The organism is Polynucleobacter sp. Tro8-14-1 (assembly GCF_018881655.1).
Taxonomy (GTDB): Bacteria; Pseudomonadota; Gammaproteobacteria; order Burkholderiales; family Burkholderiaceae; genus Polynucleobacter.
This window is the reverse complement of sequence record NZ_JACVPX010000003.1, coordinates 25,445-45,536: the sequence shown is the minus strand read 5'-3', so window position 1 is coordinate 45,536 and position 20,092 is coordinate 25,445. Positions and strand designations below refer to the sequence as shown.

At 45.6% G+C, this 20,092-nt stretch carries 20 protein-coding genes, 1 tRNA gene and 1 riboswitch; of the genes, 14 read left to right on the top strand and 7 right to left on the bottom strand.

Going from position 1 to position 20,092, the window contains the following annotated elements:
- Positions 1–76 precede the first annotated feature (76 nt).
- The 6 genes from ICN34_RS04060 (at position 77) to thiE (ending at position 6,236) form a co-directional block, all read left to right on the top strand.
- Positions 77–910, top strand: a complete 834-nt coding sequence (locus tag ICN34_RS04060; RefSeq protein ID WP_072582375.1) for an NUDIX hydrolase family protein — start codon at positions 77–79, stop codon at positions 908–910.
- An 86-nt stretch (positions 911–996) separates the two neighbouring features.
- Positions 997–1,104, top strand: a riboswitch (TPP riboswitch).
- Between the two features lie 37 nt (positions 1,105–1,141).
- Positions 1,142–3,082, top strand: a complete 1,941-nt coding sequence (thiC, locus tag ICN34_RS04055) for a phosphomethylpyrimidine synthase ThiC (RefSeq protein WP_216862529.1) — start codon at positions 1,142–1,144, stop codon at positions 3,080–3,082.
- A gap of 23 nt (positions 3,083–3,105) precedes the next feature.
- On the top strand, positions 3,106–4,254 hold the full coding sequence (locus tag ICN34_RS04050) for an FAD-dependent oxidoreductase (RefSeq protein WP_216120956.1): 1,149 nt from the start codon (positions 3,106–3,108) through the stop codon (positions 4,252–4,254).
- Positions 4,245–4,442: a sulfur carrier protein ThiS gene (gene thiS / locus ICN34_RS04045; protein WP_072582372.1), complete on the top strand. Its 198-nt coding sequence runs from the start codon at positions 4,245–4,247 to the stop codon at positions 4,440–4,442. Before ICN34_RS04050 ends, thiS begins: the two co-directional genes overlap by 10 nt.
- Positions 4,443–4,463: 21 nt before the next feature.
- Positions 4,464–5,282 carry a thiazole synthase gene (locus ICN34_RS04040; RefSeq protein ID WP_216120954.1) on the top strand — a complete coding sequence of 273 codons (819 nt, stop codon included), beginning with the start codon at positions 4,464–4,466 and terminating at the stop codon, positions 5,280–5,282.
- A 27-nt stretch (positions 5,283–5,309) separates the two neighbouring features.
- The gene (gene thiE, locus ICN34_RS04035) at positions 5,310–6,236 is read left to right on the top strand and encodes a thiamine phosphate synthase (RefSeq protein WP_216120952.1); all 927 of its coding nucleotides are present in this window, start codon (positions 5,310–5,312) and stop codon (positions 6,234–6,236) included.
- A gap of 6 nt (positions 6,237–6,242) precedes the next feature.
- Here thiE and ICN34_RS04030 read toward each other — a convergent pair whose 3' ends face one another.
- The 3 genes from ICN34_RS04030 to thiD all read right to left on the bottom strand — a co-directional run bounded on the left by ICN34_RS04030 (position 6,243) and on the right by thiD (position 7,932).
- Positions 6,243–6,629 carry a HEPN domain-containing protein gene (locus ICN34_RS04030; RefSeq protein WP_216120950.1) on the bottom strand — a complete coding sequence of 129 codons (387 nt, stop codon included), beginning with the start codon at positions 6,627–6,629 and terminating at the stop codon, positions 6,243–6,245.
- On the bottom strand, positions 6,626–6,970 hold the full coding sequence (locus tag ICN34_RS04025) for a nucleotidyltransferase domain-containing protein (protein WP_216120948.1): 345 nt from the start codon (positions 6,968–6,970) through the stop codon (positions 6,626–6,628). The genes ICN34_RS04030 and ICN34_RS04025 overlap by 4 nt, the downstream gene beginning before the upstream one ends.
- A gap of 77 nt (positions 6,971–7,047) precedes the next feature.
- Positions 7,048–7,932: a bifunctional hydroxymethylpyrimidine kinase/phosphomethylpyrimidine kinase gene (gene thiD, locus ICN34_RS04020; RefSeq protein ID WP_216120946.1), complete on the bottom strand. Its 885-nt coding sequence runs from the start codon at positions 7,930–7,932 to the stop codon at positions 7,048–7,050.
- A 21-nt stretch (positions 7,933–7,953) separates the two neighbouring features.
- On the opposite strand from thiD, the gene ICN34_RS04015 reads away from it, so the two are divergent.
- Positions 7,954–8,029 (top strand) — tRNA-Asn (locus ICN34_RS04015).
- A 65-nt stretch (positions 8,030–8,094) separates the two neighbouring features.
- On the opposite strand, the gene ICN34_RS04010 is transcribed toward ICN34_RS04015, so the two are convergent.
- A complete protein-coding gene (locus ICN34_RS04010; RefSeq protein ID WP_216120944.1) occupies positions 8,095–8,679 on the bottom strand; it encodes a hypothetical protein in 585 nt (194 codons plus the stop codon).
- A 234-nt stretch (positions 8,680–8,913) separates the two neighbouring features.
- On the opposite strand from ICN34_RS04010, the gene ICN34_RS04005 reads away from it, so the two are divergent.
- The 5 genes from ICN34_RS04005 to ICN34_RS03985 all read left to right on the top strand — a co-directional run bounded on the left by ICN34_RS04005 (position 8,914) and on the right by ICN34_RS03985 (position 13,929).
- The gene (locus ICN34_RS04005; protein WP_216120942.1) at positions 8,914–10,224 is read left to right on the top strand and encodes a U32 family peptidase; all 1,311 of its coding nucleotides are present in this window, start codon (positions 8,914–8,916) and stop codon (positions 10,222–10,224) included.
- Positions 10,225–10,251: 27 nt separating this feature from the next.
- Positions 10,252–10,779: a hypothetical protein gene (locus tag ICN34_RS04000; RefSeq protein ID WP_072582364.1), complete on the top strand. Its 528-nt coding sequence runs from the start codon at positions 10,252–10,254 to the stop codon at positions 10,777–10,779.
- A gap of 18 nt (positions 10,780–10,797) precedes the next feature.
- The gene (locus tag ICN34_RS03995; RefSeq protein ID WP_370623964.1) at positions 10,798–11,661 is read left to right on the top strand and encodes a transporter; all 864 of its coding nucleotides are present in this window, start codon (positions 10,798–10,800) and stop codon (positions 11,659–11,661) included.
- 64 nt (positions 11,662–11,725) lie between these two features.
- Positions 11,726–13,468: an IlvD/Edd family dehydratase gene (locus ICN34_RS03990; protein WP_216120938.1), complete on the top strand. Its 1,743-nt coding sequence runs from the start codon at positions 11,726–11,728 to the stop codon at positions 13,466–13,468.
- Between the two features lie 38 nt (positions 13,469–13,506).
- Complete coding sequence (locus ICN34_RS03985; RefSeq protein ID WP_216120936.1) at positions 13,507–13,929, top strand: DUF4442 domain-containing protein; 423 nt, start codon at positions 13,507–13,509, stop codon at positions 13,927–13,929.
- Positions 13,930–13,962: 33 nt separating this feature from the next.
- Here ICN34_RS03985 and ICN34_RS03980 read toward each other — a convergent pair whose 3' ends face one another.
- From ICN34_RS03980 to ICN34_RS03970, 3 genes are all read right to left on the bottom strand, one after another.
- Positions 13,963–14,703, bottom strand: a complete 741-nt coding sequence (locus ICN34_RS03980; protein ID WP_216120934.1) for a lysophospholipid acyltransferase family protein — start codon at positions 14,701–14,703, stop codon at positions 13,963–13,965.
- Between the two features lie 119 nt (positions 14,704–14,822).
- Positions 14,823–16,499 (bottom strand): long-chain-fatty-acid--CoA ligase, encoded by a 1,677-nt coding sequence (locus tag ICN34_RS03975; RefSeq protein WP_216120932.1) that lies wholly within the window; start codon positions 16,497–16,499, stop codon positions 14,823–14,825.
- Positions 16,500–16,638: 139 nt separating this feature from the next.
- Positions 16,639–17,403, bottom strand: a complete 765-nt coding sequence (locus tag ICN34_RS03970; RefSeq protein ID WP_216120930.1) for an outer membrane beta-barrel protein — start codon at positions 17,401–17,403, stop codon at positions 16,639–16,641.
- A gap of 234 nt (positions 17,404–17,637) precedes the next feature.
- On the opposite strand from ICN34_RS03970, the gene ICN34_RS03965 reads away from it, so the two are divergent.
- Positions 17,638–18,273, top strand: a complete 636-nt coding sequence (locus ICN34_RS03965; RefSeq protein ID WP_216120928.1) for a TetR/AcrR family transcriptional regulator — start codon at positions 17,638–17,640, stop codon at positions 18,271–18,273.
- 24 nt (positions 18,274–18,297) lie between these two features.
- Positions 18,298–20,085 carry an acyl-CoA dehydrogenase C-terminal domain-containing protein gene (locus tag ICN34_RS03960; protein WP_216120926.1) on the top strand — a complete coding sequence of 596 codons (1,788 nt, stop codon included), beginning with the start codon at positions 18,298–18,300 and terminating at the stop codon, positions 20,083–20,085.
- Positions 20,086–20,092 lie beyond the last annotated feature (7 nt).

The window sequence follows — 20,092 nt, the reverse complement described above, 5'->3', positions numbered from 1 at the left end:
TAGTTCCTATAAGATTTTGTGTTGTGGAACTTTTTTAATCAGGGCGTAGAACGCGAAGTTCCCTTACACTTAGGGCATGACCAGCCTTTCAACCAGCACCTTAGCCGCCCTCGAGGAGATGCTCCAAAACACGGCGCGCTCTGCTCCTGCAGAATACCTACCGATTTATTTATCCCGCGGTGCAACAGGTGAGCAACTCATTGGCCACCTCAATCCAGAATTTATTCCTTATCTGCAAGAGTCTTTACAAAAAGAATCCATTGCACTCATTGCCATGGGTCATGACAAGCTCACCATTCAATTGGGTAAGCCTAGAGAATTATCCAATAGTCTTTATCAGTTAGCCAATCGCATGAGACTGGGTGGATTTATTCCAGGCTGGCGTAACGAAGACTTTGCTTGGGTTGATCTAAATGGTCACAAATACTTTCGCATGGAGCGCGCTGCGTTTCGTACCTTTGGTTTTCGGAGTATGGCAACGCATATAAATGGTTACACCCGCGGCAACACCATTTGGCTGGGTAGACGCAGTGAAACTAAACCTACTGATCCAGGCAAGTTAGATAACTTGGCTGCCGGCGGAATTACTGCTGATGAAACACCCTGGGTCAGCGCACGACGCGAACTTTGGGAAGAGGCTGGTGTACCCGAACAAATCTCCGATCAGATTGAACCTGTGGGACGGATTCATATGCGCCGCCCATCTCAAGGTCGAGGCTTTCATGATGAGCAGCTATACATCTACGATTTAGAGCTGGCTGATAACTTTGTCCCCACAAATCATGATGGCGAAGTGAGTGGCTTTATTGAAATATCACTGCCAGAGGCTGCTGCCAGAATCTTGGCCGATGAATTTACCTCTGATGCCGCCTTTGTTACGGCTGATTTCATATTGCGCCGCAATAAATAGGCTATTTCACCCCATTTGATTAATTCCACCTACCGCTTGACTGGTGTCATACAGTAATCAATCAATTCGTGGTTAAATTCATCTTAAGGATGAACCAGGGGTGCCCTTCATAGCAGTTTTGCTAGAAGGCGCTGAGAAAGACCCTAGAACCCGATCCAGGTAATGCTGGCGTGGGGAGTTACATCAGACCGACACCCGGTTTCGTCCATCTAAAACAGCTAGGAGATGGACATGAGTACAGGCAACACCTCAACTAAAAACGCTAAACATGAGATTCCAAGCCTTAAAAGCTTAGAGCGCGACTTCGGGCAAAAGTTTGCCTATCCTGCCTCAACCAAAACTTACCTTCAAGGTTCAAGACCTGATGTCAAGGCGCCAATCCGGATGATTGAGCAACTACCTACTCGCGTAGGTGAAGAAATGTTGGCAAATCCGCCAGTGCCTGTTTATGACACTTCAGGCCCATACAGCGATCCAGATGTTGTGATCAATCTTGAAAAAGGTTTGCCAAGACTACGTGATGCCTGGATTGCTGAACGCAATGACACCATCCAGTTGACAGGACCCAGCTCCGAATACGGCGTTGCGCGTTCTCAAGATGAAGCCACACAAAATTTACGCTTTTCTCATATCAGCGCACCGCGCGTTGCTAAATCCGGCCATAACGTCAGTCAGATGTATTACGCTCGCCAAGGAATCATCACCCCTGAAATGGAATACATCGCCCTGCGTGAATCCATGGGCCTTGAGCAACTGCGCAAAGATCCAGCCTACAAGCAGTTATTGAAGCAGCACCCAGGCAAAGGTTATGGCGCAAACCTGCCTGACATCGTCACCGGTGAATTTGTTCGCTCCGAGATTGCTGCAGGACGCGCAATTATTCCAGCAAATATCAATCACCCTGAATTAGAGCCAATGATTATTGGCCGTAACTTCCGTGTAAAGATTAACGGAAACTTAGGCAACTCTGCCGTTACTTCATCCATTAATGAAGAAGTTGAAAAGATGGTGTGGTCCATTCGTTGGGGTGCAGACACTATCATGGATCTCTCCACTGGTAAGCATATTCATGAGACTCGCGAATGGATTATTCGCAACTCTCCAGTACCTATTGGCACAGTTCCAATTTATCAAGCACTAGATAAAACCGGTGGTATTGCAGAAGATCTCACTTGGGAAATGTTCCGTGACACGCTCATTGAGCAAGCAGAGCAAGGCGTGGATTACTTCACCATTCATGCGGGTGTATTGCTACGCTATGTACCGTTAACAGCTGATCGTATTACGGGCATTGTTTCTCGTGGCGGCTCGATCATGGCTAAATGGTGCTTGGCTCATCACAAAGAAAACTTCCTGTACACGAAGTTTGATGAGATTTGCGAGATCATGAAAGCGTATGACGTGTCATTTAGCTTGGGTGATGGTTTGCGCCCTGGTTGTATTGCTGACTCGAATGATGCTGCTCAGTTTGGTGAACTCCATACATTGGGTGAGTTGACTGCAAAGGCTTGGAAGCATGATGTGCAAGTCATGATTGAAGGTCCTGGTCACGTTCCAATGCAGCGTATTGAAGAGAATATGACTGAAGAGCTCAAGCATTGCTTAGAAGCTCCCTTCTACACCCTCGGACCATTGATTACCGATATTGCCCCTGGCTATGACCACATCACCAGCGGCATTGGTGCTGCGCAAATCGGTTGGTATGGCACAGCAATGCTTTGCTATGTCACACCAAAGGAGCATTTGGGATTGCCAGATAAAGAAGATGTACGCGAAGGCATCATTACTTACAAGATTGCTGCCCATGGTGCTGACTTAGCCAAAGGGTTGCCTGGTGCACAAGTGCGTGATAACGCCCTTTCCAAAGCGCGCTTTGAATTCCGCTGGGAAGACCAATTTAATCTAGGCTTAGATCCTGAGCGCGCGCGTGAGTATCACGACGCAACACTGCCAGCTGAAGGCGCCAAGATTGCGCACTTCTGCTCTATGTGTGGTCCAAAGTTCTGCTCGATGAAGATCACTCAAGAAGTTCGTGACTACGCGGCAACCCTAGATGCCGATGGCAATCCGAAAGCTAAAGTCATTCCCATTACTGAAGTAGCTGACGCTTCTAAGGGCATGGAAGAAATGTCTGCGGAGTTCCGTAAGCGCGGTAGTGAGATTTATCAGTAAGCCAACCAGCTAAAAAGATAAAGATGACTAGCGCAAGCTTCTCCAATAGCAAATACGCAATTGTTGGCGGCGGCCTAATGGGTCGCTTGCTGGCTGTTGCGCTTGCTAAAGGAGGTGCTCAAGTCGATCTCTTTGATAAAGGCGGCCCTGATGGTTCTCATGCTGCTGCGCGCATTGCTGCAGCGATGTTGGCACCATTAGCTGAGTCTGCAATTACTGAAGATTCTGTTGTGCGCATGGGTTTGCATAGCCTGCCTCGCTGGAAGGAGCTTATTGCTAACTTATCTTCACCGGTTTACTTTCAGCAAGTTGGCACCTTGATTTTGTGGCACCGCCAAGATGCTAGTGAAGCTGAACGCTTTGCTGCTCATTTAGATAAGAACTGTCGCTCAAACGCTGATCTCAGCGAACCACAAAAGCTCAATAATGAAGCATTACGCGAACTCGAGCCTGGCGTTGCCGATCGCTTTACTCAGGGACTGTATTTACCCAATGAAGGGCAATTAGATAATCGCCAGCTATTGGATGCTCTCGCTAGCGAATTAACGCTATTGAAGGTCAATTGCCACTGGCATACCGAGATCGAACCTTCTGAATTGCGCAAACAGACTGGCTATAAAGCGGTAATTGATTGTCGCGGTACGGGCGCTAAAGAAGCTTGGTCAACTGGAGATAAGTCCAATAACTTGCGCGGTGTTCGCGGTGAAGTGATCAGACTCTATGCGCCAGAGGTGAAGTTGCGTCGCCCTACACGCCTAATCCATCCGCGCTATCCGATTTATATTGCTCCTAAAGAAAATGATGTCTATGTGGTGGGTGCCACTGAGATCGAATCCGATGACCTATCAGAAATGAGCGTACGCTCTGCTATGGAGTTACTCAGTGCCGTTTATACCGTTCATAGTGGGTTTGCAGAAGCGCGCATTTTGGAGATGGCGACGCATTGTCGCCCCACTTTAAAAAATAATCTCCCAGAAATTCGGTCGATAAGAAATAAAGGGCTTGCAGATTTGATCATGATCAATGGCTTATATCGCCATGGTTTTATGATTTCTCCTGCAGTACTCGATTGCGCATTAGAGCTTCTGGAGTTCGGCACAAGTAAGACTGCATTGGATTTAGGGTTGAGTGTGACTCAAGATTGCAACCAGATTGAGGCGGTATGCGCGTAATCGTGAATCAAGTAGCTTATGAGTTGCCTAGCAAGAGTATGGTGAGTGATGCTCTAGCCTTGATCAATGCGAAGCCACCCTATGCCGTTGCCGTAAATCTCAACTTTGTGCCCAAGACTAAGCATGCAGACTTTGCATTAAATGAGAATGACCAAATTGAAGTGATTGCTCCAGTTACTGGCGGCTGATTAAGAACCAATTATTTTGCTATGAACGCTCCTTTACCTAATAACCTCAATAGCGCCGATACACTTGTCCTTTATGGCGAGAGCTTTGCGAGTCGCTTGCTGCTAGGGACCTCACGCTACCCCTCTCCACAGGTGCTGGAGAACGCTGTACAAGTATCGAATCCCGGCATGATTACTGTAAGCTTGCGTCGCCAAGGAACATCAACTGCAGAAGCGCATAGCGGCTTTTGGGATTTACTTAAGAAGATGGCGGTTCCTGTTCTACCGAATACCGCTGGTTGCCATAGCCCACAAGAAGTGATTACTACCGCGCAAATGGCGCGCGAAGTATTTGAAACAGATTGGATCAAGTTAGAGCTTATTGGCGATGATTACACTTTGCAACCCGATGTATTGCGCTTAGTGCAGACAGCAGAGACTCTGATTAAAGATGGCTTTAAGGTTCTGCCGTATTGCACGGAGGATCTCATTTTGTGCCAACGTTTGGTTGATGTCGGCTGCCAAGCGGTGATGCCTTGGGCTGCTCCAATTGGTACCGGACAAGGCCCTTTAAATCCATATGCCATGAAACTCTTGCGTGATCGTCTGAAGGTTCCGCTCTTGGTGGATGCCGGCCTAGGGCTGCCTTCACATGCATGCACCGTCATGGAATGGGGATTTGATGGTGTACTGCTGAATACCGCAGTAGCCTTGGCGGATGATCCTGTGGTGATGGCCAAAGCCTTTGCTATGGCAGTTGATGCGGGTCGTACAGCCTATTTATCTGGCGCTATGAAGCCCCAGGAATCAGCCCAGGCAAGCACTCCATTGGTGGGCACTCCTTTTTGGCACCAATCGTAGTGACGCTAAGTTAAGTACACTGAACACATGAGCCTGATTCGTGACCTTGCAGACCAAATTGTTGCCGCACATCGCAATGAAGATTTATGTATTCCGATTCCGAGCTTTAGCCTGAACTCTCCGCCTCCACTGATTGATAACGAAGCAGCAGTCGATCATTACGAATTAGCCGGTGCTCTAGCAGCAATTGAGATGGGCTTTATAGAGTCTGATGCCAGAATTCTGGGTAAGGCATGGTCACGCATGACATTGCAAGATGGTGGCTTTAATCCCTTTAAATGGCCTAGCAGGCCAGAGCATTTTGATTTATTGCCCTGGACTCGCAATATGAATCCCAATGCGTTTAAAGAATGTCCAAAACGTTTAGGCTTGTATGGTGTCATGCCGGATGCTGATTGGGTAAAGCGCATGGTTGAGGTGGAGCTGCCTACAGTACAACTTCGCTTTAAGTCGGATGAAAAATCCAAGATCCGAAAACAAATCAAGGAATCTGTTGCTGCAGTTAAAGATAGTAAAACTCTGCTCTTCATTAATGATTACTGGCAAGAAGCAATTGATGCCGGCGCCTATGGCGTGCATTTAGGTCAAGAGGATTTAGTAGATGCCAACCTAGAAGAAATCCGGGGCGCAGGTTTAAGGCTGGGACTAAGTACTCATGGCTATGCAGAGCTGGCTTATGCGGATCGCTTTTGCCCGAGTTACATTGCGATGGGAGCCGTGTTTCCAACGAATCTAAAGAAAATGCCTACGGCGCCGCAAGGACTGGGTCGCTTATATCGATATGCTCAGCTCATGAGCAATTACCCACTAGTTGCTATTGGCGGCATTGATCAAGATAGCATTCATGCAGTAGCAAAAAGTGGTGTTGGTTCAGTGGCTGTTGTGAGAGCCATTACCCAAGCTAAAGATCCCAAGGCAGCAGTTAAGCGCTTACAAGAATTAATGCAGGCTTAAATCGATTTAGGATTTATCAAATAACCCCAAAAGGTGCTCAACGAATTCACTTGGTTTAGCAACCGCCCATTGAGCATCCTCCTTGGCCACCAAATCACCTTTGTAATCACCCATTAAACGAAGATCCTCGACCCTGTTTAATGCTTTGCCGAATTCAATTGAGACTTGACCTGTTTTTACCAATTTCAAACTAAAAACTGATATGAGACCACTATGGGTTTTTGTATGCTCGACCGAATTTACCTCGCCCGAAGCAAGTAAAGCACCTCGAGCAGCGTCAAACATAGCGTAATAGGCTCGATTACATGCTCCATCGAAATCATCAGCATTTAATAGTATTTTTGCCGAGGCAGCTGCTGTTGTCGCTTTAATAAAAAGTTCTTTTGCCTTCAAAGCACAATACCTTCGTTTCGCACATTATTGATAAGGCTTGGATTTGAATAAGTTTCTGGATGATCCCATTCTTCCTGCCATATTGGTAGCGGCTGAATACGTATACCGGTCTCTAAAAGAACTTCATAAGCAAGGTCATCCATAGCAAATTTTGTCGCCATAAATGGGGTTGCTAGGCCTTTCAAAAGAATAGCAACATCGGCGTCACTTTCTACGTGATGAGTACCCCTAGCTCGACTTCCAAACAACAATGCTTTTGCTATTGGAAAGTATTGAGCAACCTTATCCATAAAAGCTGATGTAGCAGCTTTTGTTTGATAGTCAATGAAGAAATTGCTCATAGCCTACATTATCCAAAGAAAGACATCTTATGGCAATTAAGGTCTTTAACCATAGTAGATTGAGGTCAAAAACACTGCTAAAGCTTCGTTTTTTCATCAAGCAGCGCAGTTGGATAAAAATCGTGCATGTGCCATAGAGGCCCTGGACCTTCGCCAACACTTAAGAAACGCCCCGCCTCTAAGCCTGCCTCGACATAGGCTATTGCCTTAGCAACTGCATGAGCTAGATCATGACCATCAGCTAGATAGGTAGCAATGGCAGACGCTAAAGAACATCCGGTGCCGTGCGTGTTTGCTGTGTTAACACGGTAGTGCTTGAATTCTTTTGACTGAACCACTTCAAGGCCGTCTTCAAGCGTACGCCACATTAAATAATCGGTAATTTGGGTATGCGTACTGTCTAAATGCCCGCCTTTGATGAGCACTGCTTGTGGGCCCATCTCGAGTAATTCTTCGGCGGCTAATTTGAAATCATTGGGACCACTTATTTCGCGACCTAGCAGCAATGAAGCTTCATCTAAGTTAGGAGTAACGAGCAATGCCATCGGAAATAATTCAGTAATCATTGCTTGAGCGGTATCGTCACCACCTAAGCTAGCGCCGGAGGTTGCGCGCAAAACAGGGTCTAAAACAATACGTTTAACACCATGTTTGCGTAAAGATTTAGCAACTGTTCGGACTATTTCTGGGTTAGCCAGCATGCCGATTTTGACAATATCAGCACCAATATCCATTAAAACTGCGTCAATCTGGGCTTCAACCACGTCAAGATCAACATCCTGAATACGTGTGACGCCCAAGGTATTTTGGGCGGTAATTGCAGTTATGACTGACATGCCGTAGCCACCAAGGGCGGTGATGACCTTCAGGTCAGCCTGGAGCCCTGCCCCACCGCCGCTATCGGACCCAGCAATGGTCAGTACTTTGGGGATCTGCACAGAAGTGGGAAGAAGTGAATTCATCTTGCTATAATATCGGCTTATTCCTCGATAGCTCAGTCGGTAGAGCGCCGGACTGTTAATCCGTAGGTCCCTGGTTCGAGCCCAGGTCGAGGAGCCAAATAAGTAAAGCCCCTAGAGCAATCTAGGGGCTTTTTCTTTATGAGGACTGATTAAGTCGATCTCTTAGATCAAGCCCTTCTTGCGCAAGTTGGACAGGCGATTATGGAGAGACTTCAATGTCAGAAGATTGTATTTATCCCCCTCCTTCCAAACACTACCTTTCCATTCAATGCCTTCTGGTGTGACATTAGCGAACGGCTCTTTACCTTCCTTTGCATAGCCTTCTAAGATGGCGATCAGTGCTGCTCGGTCATTGGATCCACCAGCATCTTTCACTGCATCCAAAATAGGTTTGGTGATGGTATCGCTATAGGTAATCTTAGCATCCATATGATTGGGCGCTGCTGTTTCTTCGAAGATGTACTCATGTGGCCACTCAAAGACATTTCTGGCGGAATTTTTAACTGCCTCAGGACTCACTGCACCGCCCTCAGGATTCTTTAGATCGGTTGGTAGGCTTAGACCCAAAATCCAAGCTTCAAATTCAGCAATGCGGCTATAACGCTTTTCTTCGCTATCGCGCTTTTGCTCTTCTTGTGACAGCAACAAGGTAACCCATGCCCAGGCAATATCTTTAGGTGTTGCAAACTCTTGAGCCAAAATTCCACTGGCTTTTTTTAGGATGGGTTTGGATGTGAGTTTTGACATTGCATTCTTTCTGGATTCGTTCTGCTTTTTTAGTAAGCGCCTTCAATTTAGGGTGAAAAGTCAAAGGGAAGGCTCCCCGCTCATCTTGACAATGCTCTCCACATCCCCCGTAGGATACTCTTCATTAGCTAGCTGCCTACTTGTCAGGCCTACGTAAACCCAGTTCTAGCAGGCCTCAGGACTGAGTCATGGAGCAAATCAAACAAGTTCGGCCGTATTCACTAAAATAGCCGGATGACTAAGATTCCTGAACTCCTCGCTCCAGCCGGCAGCCTTTCTATGCTGCGTACTGCCTTTGATTTTGGCGCAGACGCCATTTATGCCGGACAGCCTCGTTATTCACTCCGGGTTCGCAATAACGACTTTGGCAAGATCGAGGTTCTCAAGCAAGGTATCGATACAGCCCATGAATTGGGCAAGAAGTTTTATTTAGTTTCTAACTTATTACCTCACGGTGGTAAGACGCGTACCTACATTAAGGATATGGATCCAGTAATTGCATTAAAGCCGGATGCTTTAATCATGTCTGATCCTGGACTAATCATGATGGCACGCGAAGCTTGGCCAGATATGCCAATTCATTTATCGGTACAGGCCAATACCGTGAATGGTGCTTCTGCTAAGTTTTGGCGATCTGTTGGCATTAGTCGTGTGATTTTGTCGCGCGAACTCTCTTTTGATGAAATTGAGGAAGTGCGTCAAGACTGCCCTGAGATGGAGCTTGAGGTATTTGTTCATGGCGCTCTCTGTATTGCCTACTCAGGTCGCTGCTTGTTATCGGGCTATATGTCTCACCGCGACTCTAATCAAGGCGCCTGCACGAATGCTTGCCGCTGGGATTACAAGGTGAAGCCTGGGCAACAAAATACGAGTGGTGATGTTGTACTGCTTCAGGAAGCACGTCGCCCTGATGACTTGATGCCAATGGAAGAAGATGAGCATGGTACCTACATCATGAACTCAAAAGATCTGCGAGCCGTTGAGCATATTGAGCGCCTAACTAAGATGGGTGTTGACTCTTTCAAAATTGAAGGTCGCACCAAATCACCTTATTACGTTTCAAGGACCGTTCAATCCTATAGGGCGGCGATTAATGATGCCGTTCAAGGCAAGCCGTTTAATACCGCCCTGTTAGGTCAATTAGAAGGTTTAGCCAACCGCGGTTATACCGATGGCTTTTATGAGCGTCACCATGACAAAGAGTATCAACTCTATATGCGTGGCCACTCTTTATCTGGACGTAGCTTATATGTTGGCGAAACTTTAGATATAGACTCTGCTACTGGTCGCGTCAAGGTGGATGTCAAGAATCGCTTTTCTGTTGGCGACAAAATCGAGATCATCGAACCAAACGGAAACACAGATGTAGTGTTGACAGAAATGTGGAATATGAATGGCGAGTCCATTGATGTCGCACCAGGGTCCGGTCACTTTGTGTGGCTCAAGATCCCAATGACTAGTAAACACGCCTTTATTGCCCGCTATACCCAAGAGCCAGCTCCAGCCGAAGTGGCGACTAGCTCTTGCTCTACTTGCGGCGATTAATCTCCATTACTCTGATTAAAGATTTTCATGACTAACATCGCTAAGAGCGCCTCAAACAAACCAGGCTTGAAAATGAAGCTCGAAGAGGAAATTAAGAAAGCGTTTGCTTTATCGATTTACTTCGGCACCTGGTTCTGCGCGATTGCCTTTATGGCTGCAACTGCTCTTGAAGAGCGCCCCATTCCTCTTTCTCTTTTTGGGTTTGCGTTGATTAAAGCTGCTTTATCGGCAAAATTTATGTTGATTGCTCAGGCTGTTTATCCAATTAAGATTGATAAACAAAGCGGCATTGTTAAGTCACTCATGCTTGAGTCGCTGATCTATCTAGTGGTGGTAATCGCCCTGAATTATCTTGAAGCTGGAGTGCATGGACTCATTAATGGTAAAGAATTTATTGCCTCTATGGCATCTTTTGGAAGCGGCGATCCATTAAGAGTCCTTGCCATGTCGATTGTGTATTGGTTAATTGTTTGGCCTTACTTGATTTTTGTGGGCTTTAATATGGTCGTAGGCAATACTGAAACTCTTGCAGTCTTGTTTGGCTCCAAAAAATAATTGCCTTATTTGTATTGCGTGAGAATTTTTTGGCTCTGCTTGTTAGGATTCATTTGCCAACAAGCGTCCGCTCAAGAGATTGAAGCTCGCGCGTATTCAAATGCGCCTATTGGCATTAACTTTATTTCGGGTGGAATAGCCCTGGCCAAGAGTGGTTCATACACCCTCACTACTGAAGCAACAAGTCTGACACGCATTATTAATGTCTTTGGACAGTCTGGCCGGATTAGTCTACTACTTCCGTATGCCCAACTTTCTGGCGCTGGTAGTCTTGGCCCTCAAAATATCAACGCTTCTGCCGAAGGCTTATCCGATCCTATCGTAAAGATCTCCGCCAATCTGTATGGTGCGCCAGCACTCTCGCTAGAGGAATTTAATAACTACAAACAAGATCTTATTATCGGCACTAGTCTCGCTGCATCAATCCCATGGGGTAAGTACAACAGTGAGCAAATGCTCAACGTGGGCGCCAATCGCTCTCTTATTCAGCCCGCCATCGGAGTCTCTCAAGCAATCGGATCATGGCGCTTGGAATTGGCAGGCATGGCTACCATCTACACCAACAATACTAGTTTTCTGGGAAGTAATACGCTCTCTCAAAACCCCGTCTACTCCTCGGAAGCCCATGCGATCTATTACTTTGAGAATACAGCCTATATTTCTGCCGATGCTACCTACTTCATGGGTGGTCAGAAATATGTCAATGGCACAGCAATCAGCGGCTCACAAGAAAATTGGCGTTTTGGCAGTACTTTTTCTTACCCTATTAATAAGCGCAATTCCATCCGCCTAACTGGTAGCAAAGGCGTCTACTCCAACACCAATACTGACTACACCGCACTGGGAATTTCCTGGCAGTACCGCTGGGGCGGCGGAGTATAGGTATATAGGCTACTCCATCGCTACAATAAAGCCAAAGATCATTAAAAAGAGACACGAGACAATCATGAGCAATACACCAAAAGACTCTGCAGAGAGTGGTTTACGTAAAGGCTTGACTAGCTATGGAGATAAAGGTTTCTCTTTATTTTTACGCAAAGCGTTTATTAAAGGCGCTGGGTATACCAATAGCGCATTAGATCGCCCTGTCATCGGTATTATCAATACCGGTAGCGCTTACAACCCCTGCCATGGCAATATGCCTCAGCTTTTGGAAGCGGTAAAACGCGGTGTGATGTTGGCTGGTGGTCTGCCAATGGAATTTCCGACGATTTCGATACATGAGAGTTTTGCTGCACCTACTAGCATGTACTTGCGTAATTTGATGTCTATGGACACCGAAGAAATGTTACGCGCACAACCAATGGATGCAGTCGTCATGATTGGTGGTTGCGATAAAACTGTTCCTGCACAAATGATGGGTGCCGCTTCAGCAGGCTTACCCGCCATTCAACTGATTACCGGCTCAATGCTCACCGGATCCCATCGCAGCGAACGTGTAGGCGCTTGCACTGACTGCCGTCGTTACTGGGGTAAATTCCGTGCCGGTGAAATTGATGAAGTTGAAAAAGATGAAGTCAATGATCAACTGGTCGCCAGCGTTGGCACCTGTTCAGTAATGGGCACTGCTAGTACGATGGCCTGCATCTCTGAAGCTCTTGGTATGACTGTTCCAGGTGGCGCAACTCCACCAGCAGTCACTGCAGACCGCATCCGCGTCGCCGAAGAAACTGGTACTTGTGCTGTGAAGATGGCTAAAGAAGGCTTAACGATTGATAAGGTACTTACTGCAGACGCATTTGAAAATGCGATGCGTGTTTTATTAGCCATTGGCGGATCCACTAATGGCATTGTTCACTTAGCTGCTATTGCTGGCCGTATGGGTCTAGAGATTGATTTGGATGCACTCGATAAGATGGGTGATGAGACTCCTGTTTTGGTGGACTTAAAACCCTCTGGTGACCACTATATGGAAAATTTCCATGACGCCGGTGGCATGACTACCCTGCTACGTAAACTCAAGCCACTTTTAAAGTTAGATGCAATGACGGTTTCCGGCAGAACTCTTGGGGAAGAGATTGATGCTGCCCCACCGAGCTTTAAACAAGATGTCGTCCGCCCATTTGATAAACCCATTTACCCACGTGGCAGTATTGCTGTATTGCACGGCAATTTAGCACCTGGCGGCGCCATCATCAAGCAGTCGGCTGCCAATGAAAAGCTCATGGAACATGAAGGTCGTGCTGTGGTGTTTGAAGATGCCGCCGATTTAGCAAACCGTATTGATAGCGCAGATTTAGATGTCACTGCTGATGACATTTTGGTACTCAAAAATATTGGGCCTAAAGGTGCCCCTGGTATGCCAGAGGCTGGGTACATCCCTATTCCCATGAAATTGGCACGAGCTGGCGTCAAAGATATTGTGCGCATCTCTGATGGACGCATGAGCGGCACTGCCTTCGGCACGATTGTGTTGCACGTTACCCCTGAATCCGCTATTGGGGGTCCATTAGCGCAGGTACGTAACGGTGATCGCATTCGTTTGAGCGTGAAGAATCGTGAAATAAGTCTTTTAATATCAGATGAAGAACTAGCTAAGCGTATGAATGACAATCCCATTACTTCTCCTACAGCTGAACGCGGTTACAAGAAACTCTTTTTAGATACCGTTACTCAAGCGGACCAAGGTGTGGACTTTGACTTCTTAAGGGCGGCCAAGATGGTTGGCAAGACCCCTTCTTCTAAATAAAGTATTCAGTGATTAGCGCCAATCTGCTCCGCAGAGGAATGAATCTGTGGCCACCATTTATCGGGGCTGGCATTACTGTTGAAAAAATTTCTAAGGATTTTCGACATGCTAAGGTACGCCTAAAGCATGGCTTATTGAACCGCAATATTGTGGGGGTGCATTTTGGTGGCAGTCTCTTTGCGATGACTGACCCCTTCTTCATGATGATGGTGTCTCAGAATATTGGCAAAGGGTATATCGTTTGGGATCAAGCAGCGAAGATTGAATTTCTGAAGCCAGGTAAGGGGAAGGTTCATGCTAGTTTTGAAATTACCCAAGAACAATTAGATGACATCATCGGCTCTGCTGAGTCTGGCAACAAAGTACTCAAAGACTTTGTTGTTGATGTGAAAGATCAAGAGAATGATGTAGTCGCGAGAATTACGAAGACTTTATATATCCGCAAGAAGAAGAAAAGCTAACGTGTATTGTTAACTTTTTTATAAATAGACTAATTACTTTGTATAAGCAGGTGCATCAATGAGTCGCATCTCGCCTTCAATCCAAGCTTCTACCTCAAGCTGCAACTGGTCCTCCGTTTTTCCTGAAACAGAAATCACAGGCCCAATGGAAAGCGTAATCACTCCAGGACGCTTTAAGAGGGTGTTTCTAGGCCAAATGGCAGCAGAGTTCTGCGCTACCGGAAGAATGTCTGTTTGTGTACTTATTGCAAGTCGTACACCGCCCTTTCTATAAGGCTTAAATGACCCGCGCGGGGTGCGAGTGCCCTCTGGATAAATCGCAATCCAACTGCCCTGGGCTAATACCGCCTTGCCCTGCTCATTGACTGCTTCACGAGCCTTCTCACGATCGCCCCGATTAATGTGAATCATTTTTAACGAGGCCAAAGCCCAACCAAAAAATGGCACGAATAATAATTCTCTTTTGAATACAAAGCAGAGTTGTCTTGGGAAAAAGGCTGGGTAGATAAAAGTTTCCCATGCGGATTGATGCTTGCCTAAAATAATTAATGATTTATTAGGATCTTGAGGAATATTCTCAAAGCCCTTTATCTTTAGGTTAATTCCACAGAAAAATAAGAGTGCTTTCTGGGTTAGGCGGCACCAAAATACGCCCATCTGGTAACGCGTACTTCGATTTGTAAAGGGGATGACCAGAATCATTGCGCTAGCAACAATGGTGACGGTAGTAATCCCGAATAAATAGAATATAAAAGAGCGAAGCCAAAGAATCACGATAGTATTTTTGCTTAAAAGGAGCTAAAAACCTATTTTAAATGACTAGCCCTTACAAGATGGGCATGGATATTGAAGGGCTCAATACCCATGCCATGAAGTGCCTATTTTGGAATTGTTTATAAATCTCGTAATTCCCGCCTTAGGATTTTTCCAACATTCGTTTTTGGTAAATCAGAGCGGAAAACAATATATTTAGGACGCTTATAGTTGGTAAGGTTCTCTTTGCAAAATGCCAAGATAGCTTCCTCTGTTAAAGACTGATCCTGCTTCACAATAAACGCTTTGACAGCTTCACCAGAGTCTTCATCAGGCACACCAATAACTGCACACTCCAAGACACCAGGAATTAATGATATGACCTCTTCTACCTCATTTGGATAGACGTTGAATCCAGAGACCAGAACCATATCTTTTTTGCGGTCCACAATCTTGGTCAGACCGTCGGCATTCATGATGCCAATATCGCCAGATTTAAAGAAGCCATCGGATGTCATGACATTCTTCGTTTCTTCAGGCTTATTCCAGTAACCAACCATCACCTGCGGACCCCGAATACAAATTTCACCAGGCGTACCAAATGGCACCTCAATACCATCGTCACCCAAAATAACTACTTCTGTACTTGGTACTGGATAACCAATATATCCAGTAAAGCTGTCGATCAAAGCGGAATTTACGCAAGCAACTGGTGATGTTTCTGAAAGACCATAGCCCTCGGCAATCGGGGCGCCCGTCATTTCCTGCCAATGATCAGCAACTATCTTTTGCATTGCCATACCGCCGCCAATAGTTGCCAAAATATTAGGGAACTTAACAGAGGCAAATTCAGGTTTGTGCATCAATGCATTAAAGAGTGTATTAACACCGGGGAAGATATTGATATTTGGGTGCTTTTTCAATAGTTTGATGAAACCATCAAAATCACGTGGGTTAGGCACCAAAACCAACAAACCACCCTTACGCATACCCAATACTGAACAGGCTGTTAAAGCAAAGATGTGATACATCGGTAGCGCGCATAAGAAAACCAATTGATCTACTTTTTTACGCTTTAATCCTGGCTCAAGCCATAACTCAGTCTGAATAACATTAGACAAAATATTTTTATGCGACAGAATGGCGCCTTTAGATAAACCGGTAGTACCACCTGTGTATTGCAAAAAAGCAATGTCAGCTAAAGAGGTGTTGGGTTTATTCCAACGATGGCGACTACCCTCACCTAGAGCCGCTAAGAAAGTAATGTGTCCAGGCAGATCCCATGAGGGCACGAGTTTCTTGACATTGCGCACTACAAAGTTAATTATTGCTCCTTTAAGACCAATCATTTCTCCAAGTGAAGTAACGATGGTTTTTTTCAAAGGCACTTCAGCAGCGATGTGCTGATAAACATGGGCAAAGTTTTCTAGGATGATTAGGGCTGATGCGCCGCTGTCTTTGAGTTGGTACTCCAGTTCGCGAGCAGTATAAAGTGGATTGACGTTGACCACTACGTACCCAGCACGAAGAATACCGATCATCGCAATCTGAAACTGCAATACGTTAGGTAACATGATTGCCACACGAGCACCAGGTTCTAAACCCAGGTTTTGCAAGTAAGAAGCAAAGTGCTTGGAGTGCTGATCTAACTCTCGGTAGGTTAAAAACTTATCGAGATACTCGCATGCAGCTCTATTGGGGTATCGATTAAAGGCCTCCTCAAACATGTCCAATAAGGAGTTGTAGCCAGAGATGTCTACCTCATGAGGTACGCCCTCAGGATAGTGCTTTAACCAAGGTTTTGAAGGATTAACCATGAGTTACTTTCAGTCTCGATCTAGTTTTATTTATAGTCAGATTGTTATATCTGTATGACTCATTCTAATCACAGGAACAATAAATCTAAAGAAAAAGCCCTCTGCAATGAGAGGGCTTTGACTTAACAACTTACAGCGATTAGAAGCGGTAACCAACGCCTACCAGGAATTCTGCTCCATTTGCGCTAACAGGCTGGGCTACAGGAACTGCACCATAAGCCGTCGCATTTGCAGTTTTTTGACCATAAGATGCATATTTAACTTCGCCAAGCATATAAAGCGATTGGGTAATCATCTGCTTATAGCCGAGTCCGACAGTGTAACCAGTTAGGTTTACGGTATTGTAAGGAATATTTTGGCTAGATAGGCCAACTGTAGCTCCCGTATAACCCAACATCAGATATGCCAATTTATCATTATCTATGGTGTATCCGGGATTCACTGTAATAGAGTAGACATTCTTCATTTGATATGTTGCATTCTGAGTAGGCCCAACCGCAGCACCGCTCAATGGGCCTAATGCAGGATTAGTTGGCGCTCTTGTTACGAGCTGACCAGTTGCACCAGAACTTGCGCCAGGATCATAGGAAACACCAAGACCAACAACAAACTTGTCATTGATAGCAAAGTTGTAGCCTGCGGCGATGTTAGCTACAGCAGTATTCAAGGTATTGACATTTTGACCAGATGTAGTCGCATTGAGGGATACGGGAATGACTCCTCCAAAACCGGCGGGTATTGTTGCGGTGCCATCCTTGATGGTGGGAGTTACAGTACCGTAACCTACGCCAACTTGACCATAAAAGCCTTCCCAAGCATTTGTCTTTGCAGACTGTGCGTTAGCACTTGTAGCAAATACTCCAGCCATTGCCAAGACTATGGCGCTAATCTTTACTGTTTTCATAAGTCTTCCTGTGTTAATTTTTTTAATATGAAACTACTCGTTGAATATTAATTAACTTTGTTTGTATTTGGATCTCGGGTTTTCCCTCTATTTATTTTGCAGCGCATCAATTTTATTAGCCTTATGGATAGGAAACTTTGTTTTAAAGGCTCTAGGTTAGGTTTCAAGATTTAATTAATGATGTAATATAAACGAACGATCGTATTATTTTTACAACAATTTGCGTAAATTGACATGTCCATTCAAGAATCAAGGGATTTACAAAGAGAATTAATTGAGCCCAAGAAAGGTGTTCAGACAAAGAATTCCATCATTGAGGCGGCTTTGGCAATTGCCAGCAAATCTGGGCTAGAAGGCTTGACCATCGGCAATATTGCAGAGGCCGTCAAAATGAGTAAAAGCGGTGTATTCGCCCACTTTGGGTCTAGAGAAGAGTTGCAGGTTGCCGTTGTACGAGAGTATTACCAGCGGTTTCAGGATCTCATCTTCTCACCCGCACTTCTCAAGCCTAAAGGTTTGCCCCGCCTTAATCAAATGATTCAGTCTTGGATCAAGATGAGCATTGGTGACGATAGTTCAAGTTGCTTCTTTATTGCTGGCGCTGTCGAGTTTGATGACCAACCCGGAATTGTTCGCGATGAATTAGTGCGTAGCGTAGAAGACTGGCGTGCTGCAATCCGTCGTGCGATTAAAGAATCCATTGCAGCTGGACACCTAAAGAAATCTATCAATGTAGAAGGTCTACTCTTCCAGCTTTATAGCATCGCGCTCGGCGTACATCATGACTCTCGCTTTTTAGAGAATCCTAAATGTCTAGCCAACGCAAATAAATTAATCAAAGAAATCTTGAGCAACAGTAAGTCACATTAATCTCAACCTTAATAGAAGAACATCATGCCTCAATACAATCCACCGCTCCGCGATATTCAATTCGTTATTCATGAAATGCTTGATGCTGGCAAAGAGTTTGCTGCCCTGCCCGCATACCAGGATGTTGATAAAGACACCATGAGTCAGATCATTGAAGAGGCCGGCAAGTTTGCTAGTGAGATCGCCTTTCCCTTAAATCAAATTGGTGATCAACAAGGCTGTACGCGTCATGAGGATGGGTCTGTCACGACTCCTGATGGCTTCAAACAAGCCTATGAGCAATACGTTGCTGGTGGATGGCCTGCATTGTCATGTGATCCTGAGTATGGTGGCCAAGGATTGCCACAGCTGCTCAATACCGTTCTGTATGAGACGCTCAACTCCGCCAATCAATCTTGGACGATGTACCCAGGCTTGTCACATGGTGCATACGAGTGCTTGCATGCGCATGGTACTGAAGAACAGAAAAAAACTTATTTAGAAAAATTGGTATCTGGTCAGTGGACTGGAACCATGTGCTTGACTGAGCCACATTGCGGTACTGATCTTGGTTTGCTAAAGACTAAAGCCGAGCCACAAGCAGACGGTACATACTCTATTAACGGAACCAAGATTTTTATCTCTAGCGGCGATCATGATTTAGCTGAGAATATTGTTCATCTTGTTTTGGCACGCCTACCAGACTCCCCCATTGGAAGCAAAGGCATCTCTTTATTTGCAGTACCTAAATTTCAGGTTGGGGCCAATGGTTCGATTGGTAAGGCCAATGCAGTGTCTTGTGGTTCCCTAGAACATAAGATGGGTATCCATGGGAATGCTACTTGCGTTATGAACTTTGATGGCGCTATTGGCACTCTCGTAGGCGAACCCCATAAAGGGCTGAACGCAATGTTTGTGATGATGAATGCAGCGCGTTTGGGTGTTGGTATGCAAAGTCTTGGCTTAACTGAGGTAGCGTATCAAAACTCCGCCGCCTATGCAAAAGAGCGTTTGCAGATGCGTAGCTTAACTGGGGCCAAAGCTCCTGAAAAGGCTGCTGATCCGATTATTGTTCATCCCGATGTTCGTAGAATGTTGCTCACCCAAAGAGCTTACGCAGAAGCTGGTAGAGCCTTCTCTTACTGGGTGGCCCTCATGATTGATAAAGAACTCAATCATCCCGATGAAAAAGTTCGTAAAGAAACAGGCGAGATGGTCGCCCTTCTCACTCCAATCATTAAAGCCTTCTTAACCGATAACGCATTTACTGCTACGAATGAAGGCATGCAGGTATTTGGTGGTCATGGGTATATTGCTGAATGGGGCATGGAGCAATATGTTCGTGATGCCCGCATCAATATGATTTATGAGGGCACCAATACCATTCAATCGCTTGATCTCTTAGGCAGAAAAGTTCTTGGAGATATGGGCAAGAAGCTCACCAAGTTTGGCAAGATCATTGAACAGTTCATCGAAGATGAAGGTGTTCGCAAGGAAATGCAGGAGTTTATCGATCCTCTTTCTGATATCGCCGTCAAGGTGGAAAAGCTCACCAAAGAGATTGGCATGAAAGCCATGATGAATCACGAAGAAGTGGGTGCTGCTGCCGTACCTTACTTACGTGTTGTGGGTCACTTGATTTACTCATACCTCTTTGCGCGGATGGCAAAAATTGCTTTAGCCAATAAGGCTAGCAAAGATCCTTTTTATGAAGCGAAATTGGCTACTGCCCGCTTCTACTTTGACAAACTCCTTCCTGAGACAGCCATGCTGATCCGTCAAGCACGTGCTGGCTCTAAATCGTTAATGGCTATGCCTGCTGATTTTTTCTGAGAGACTA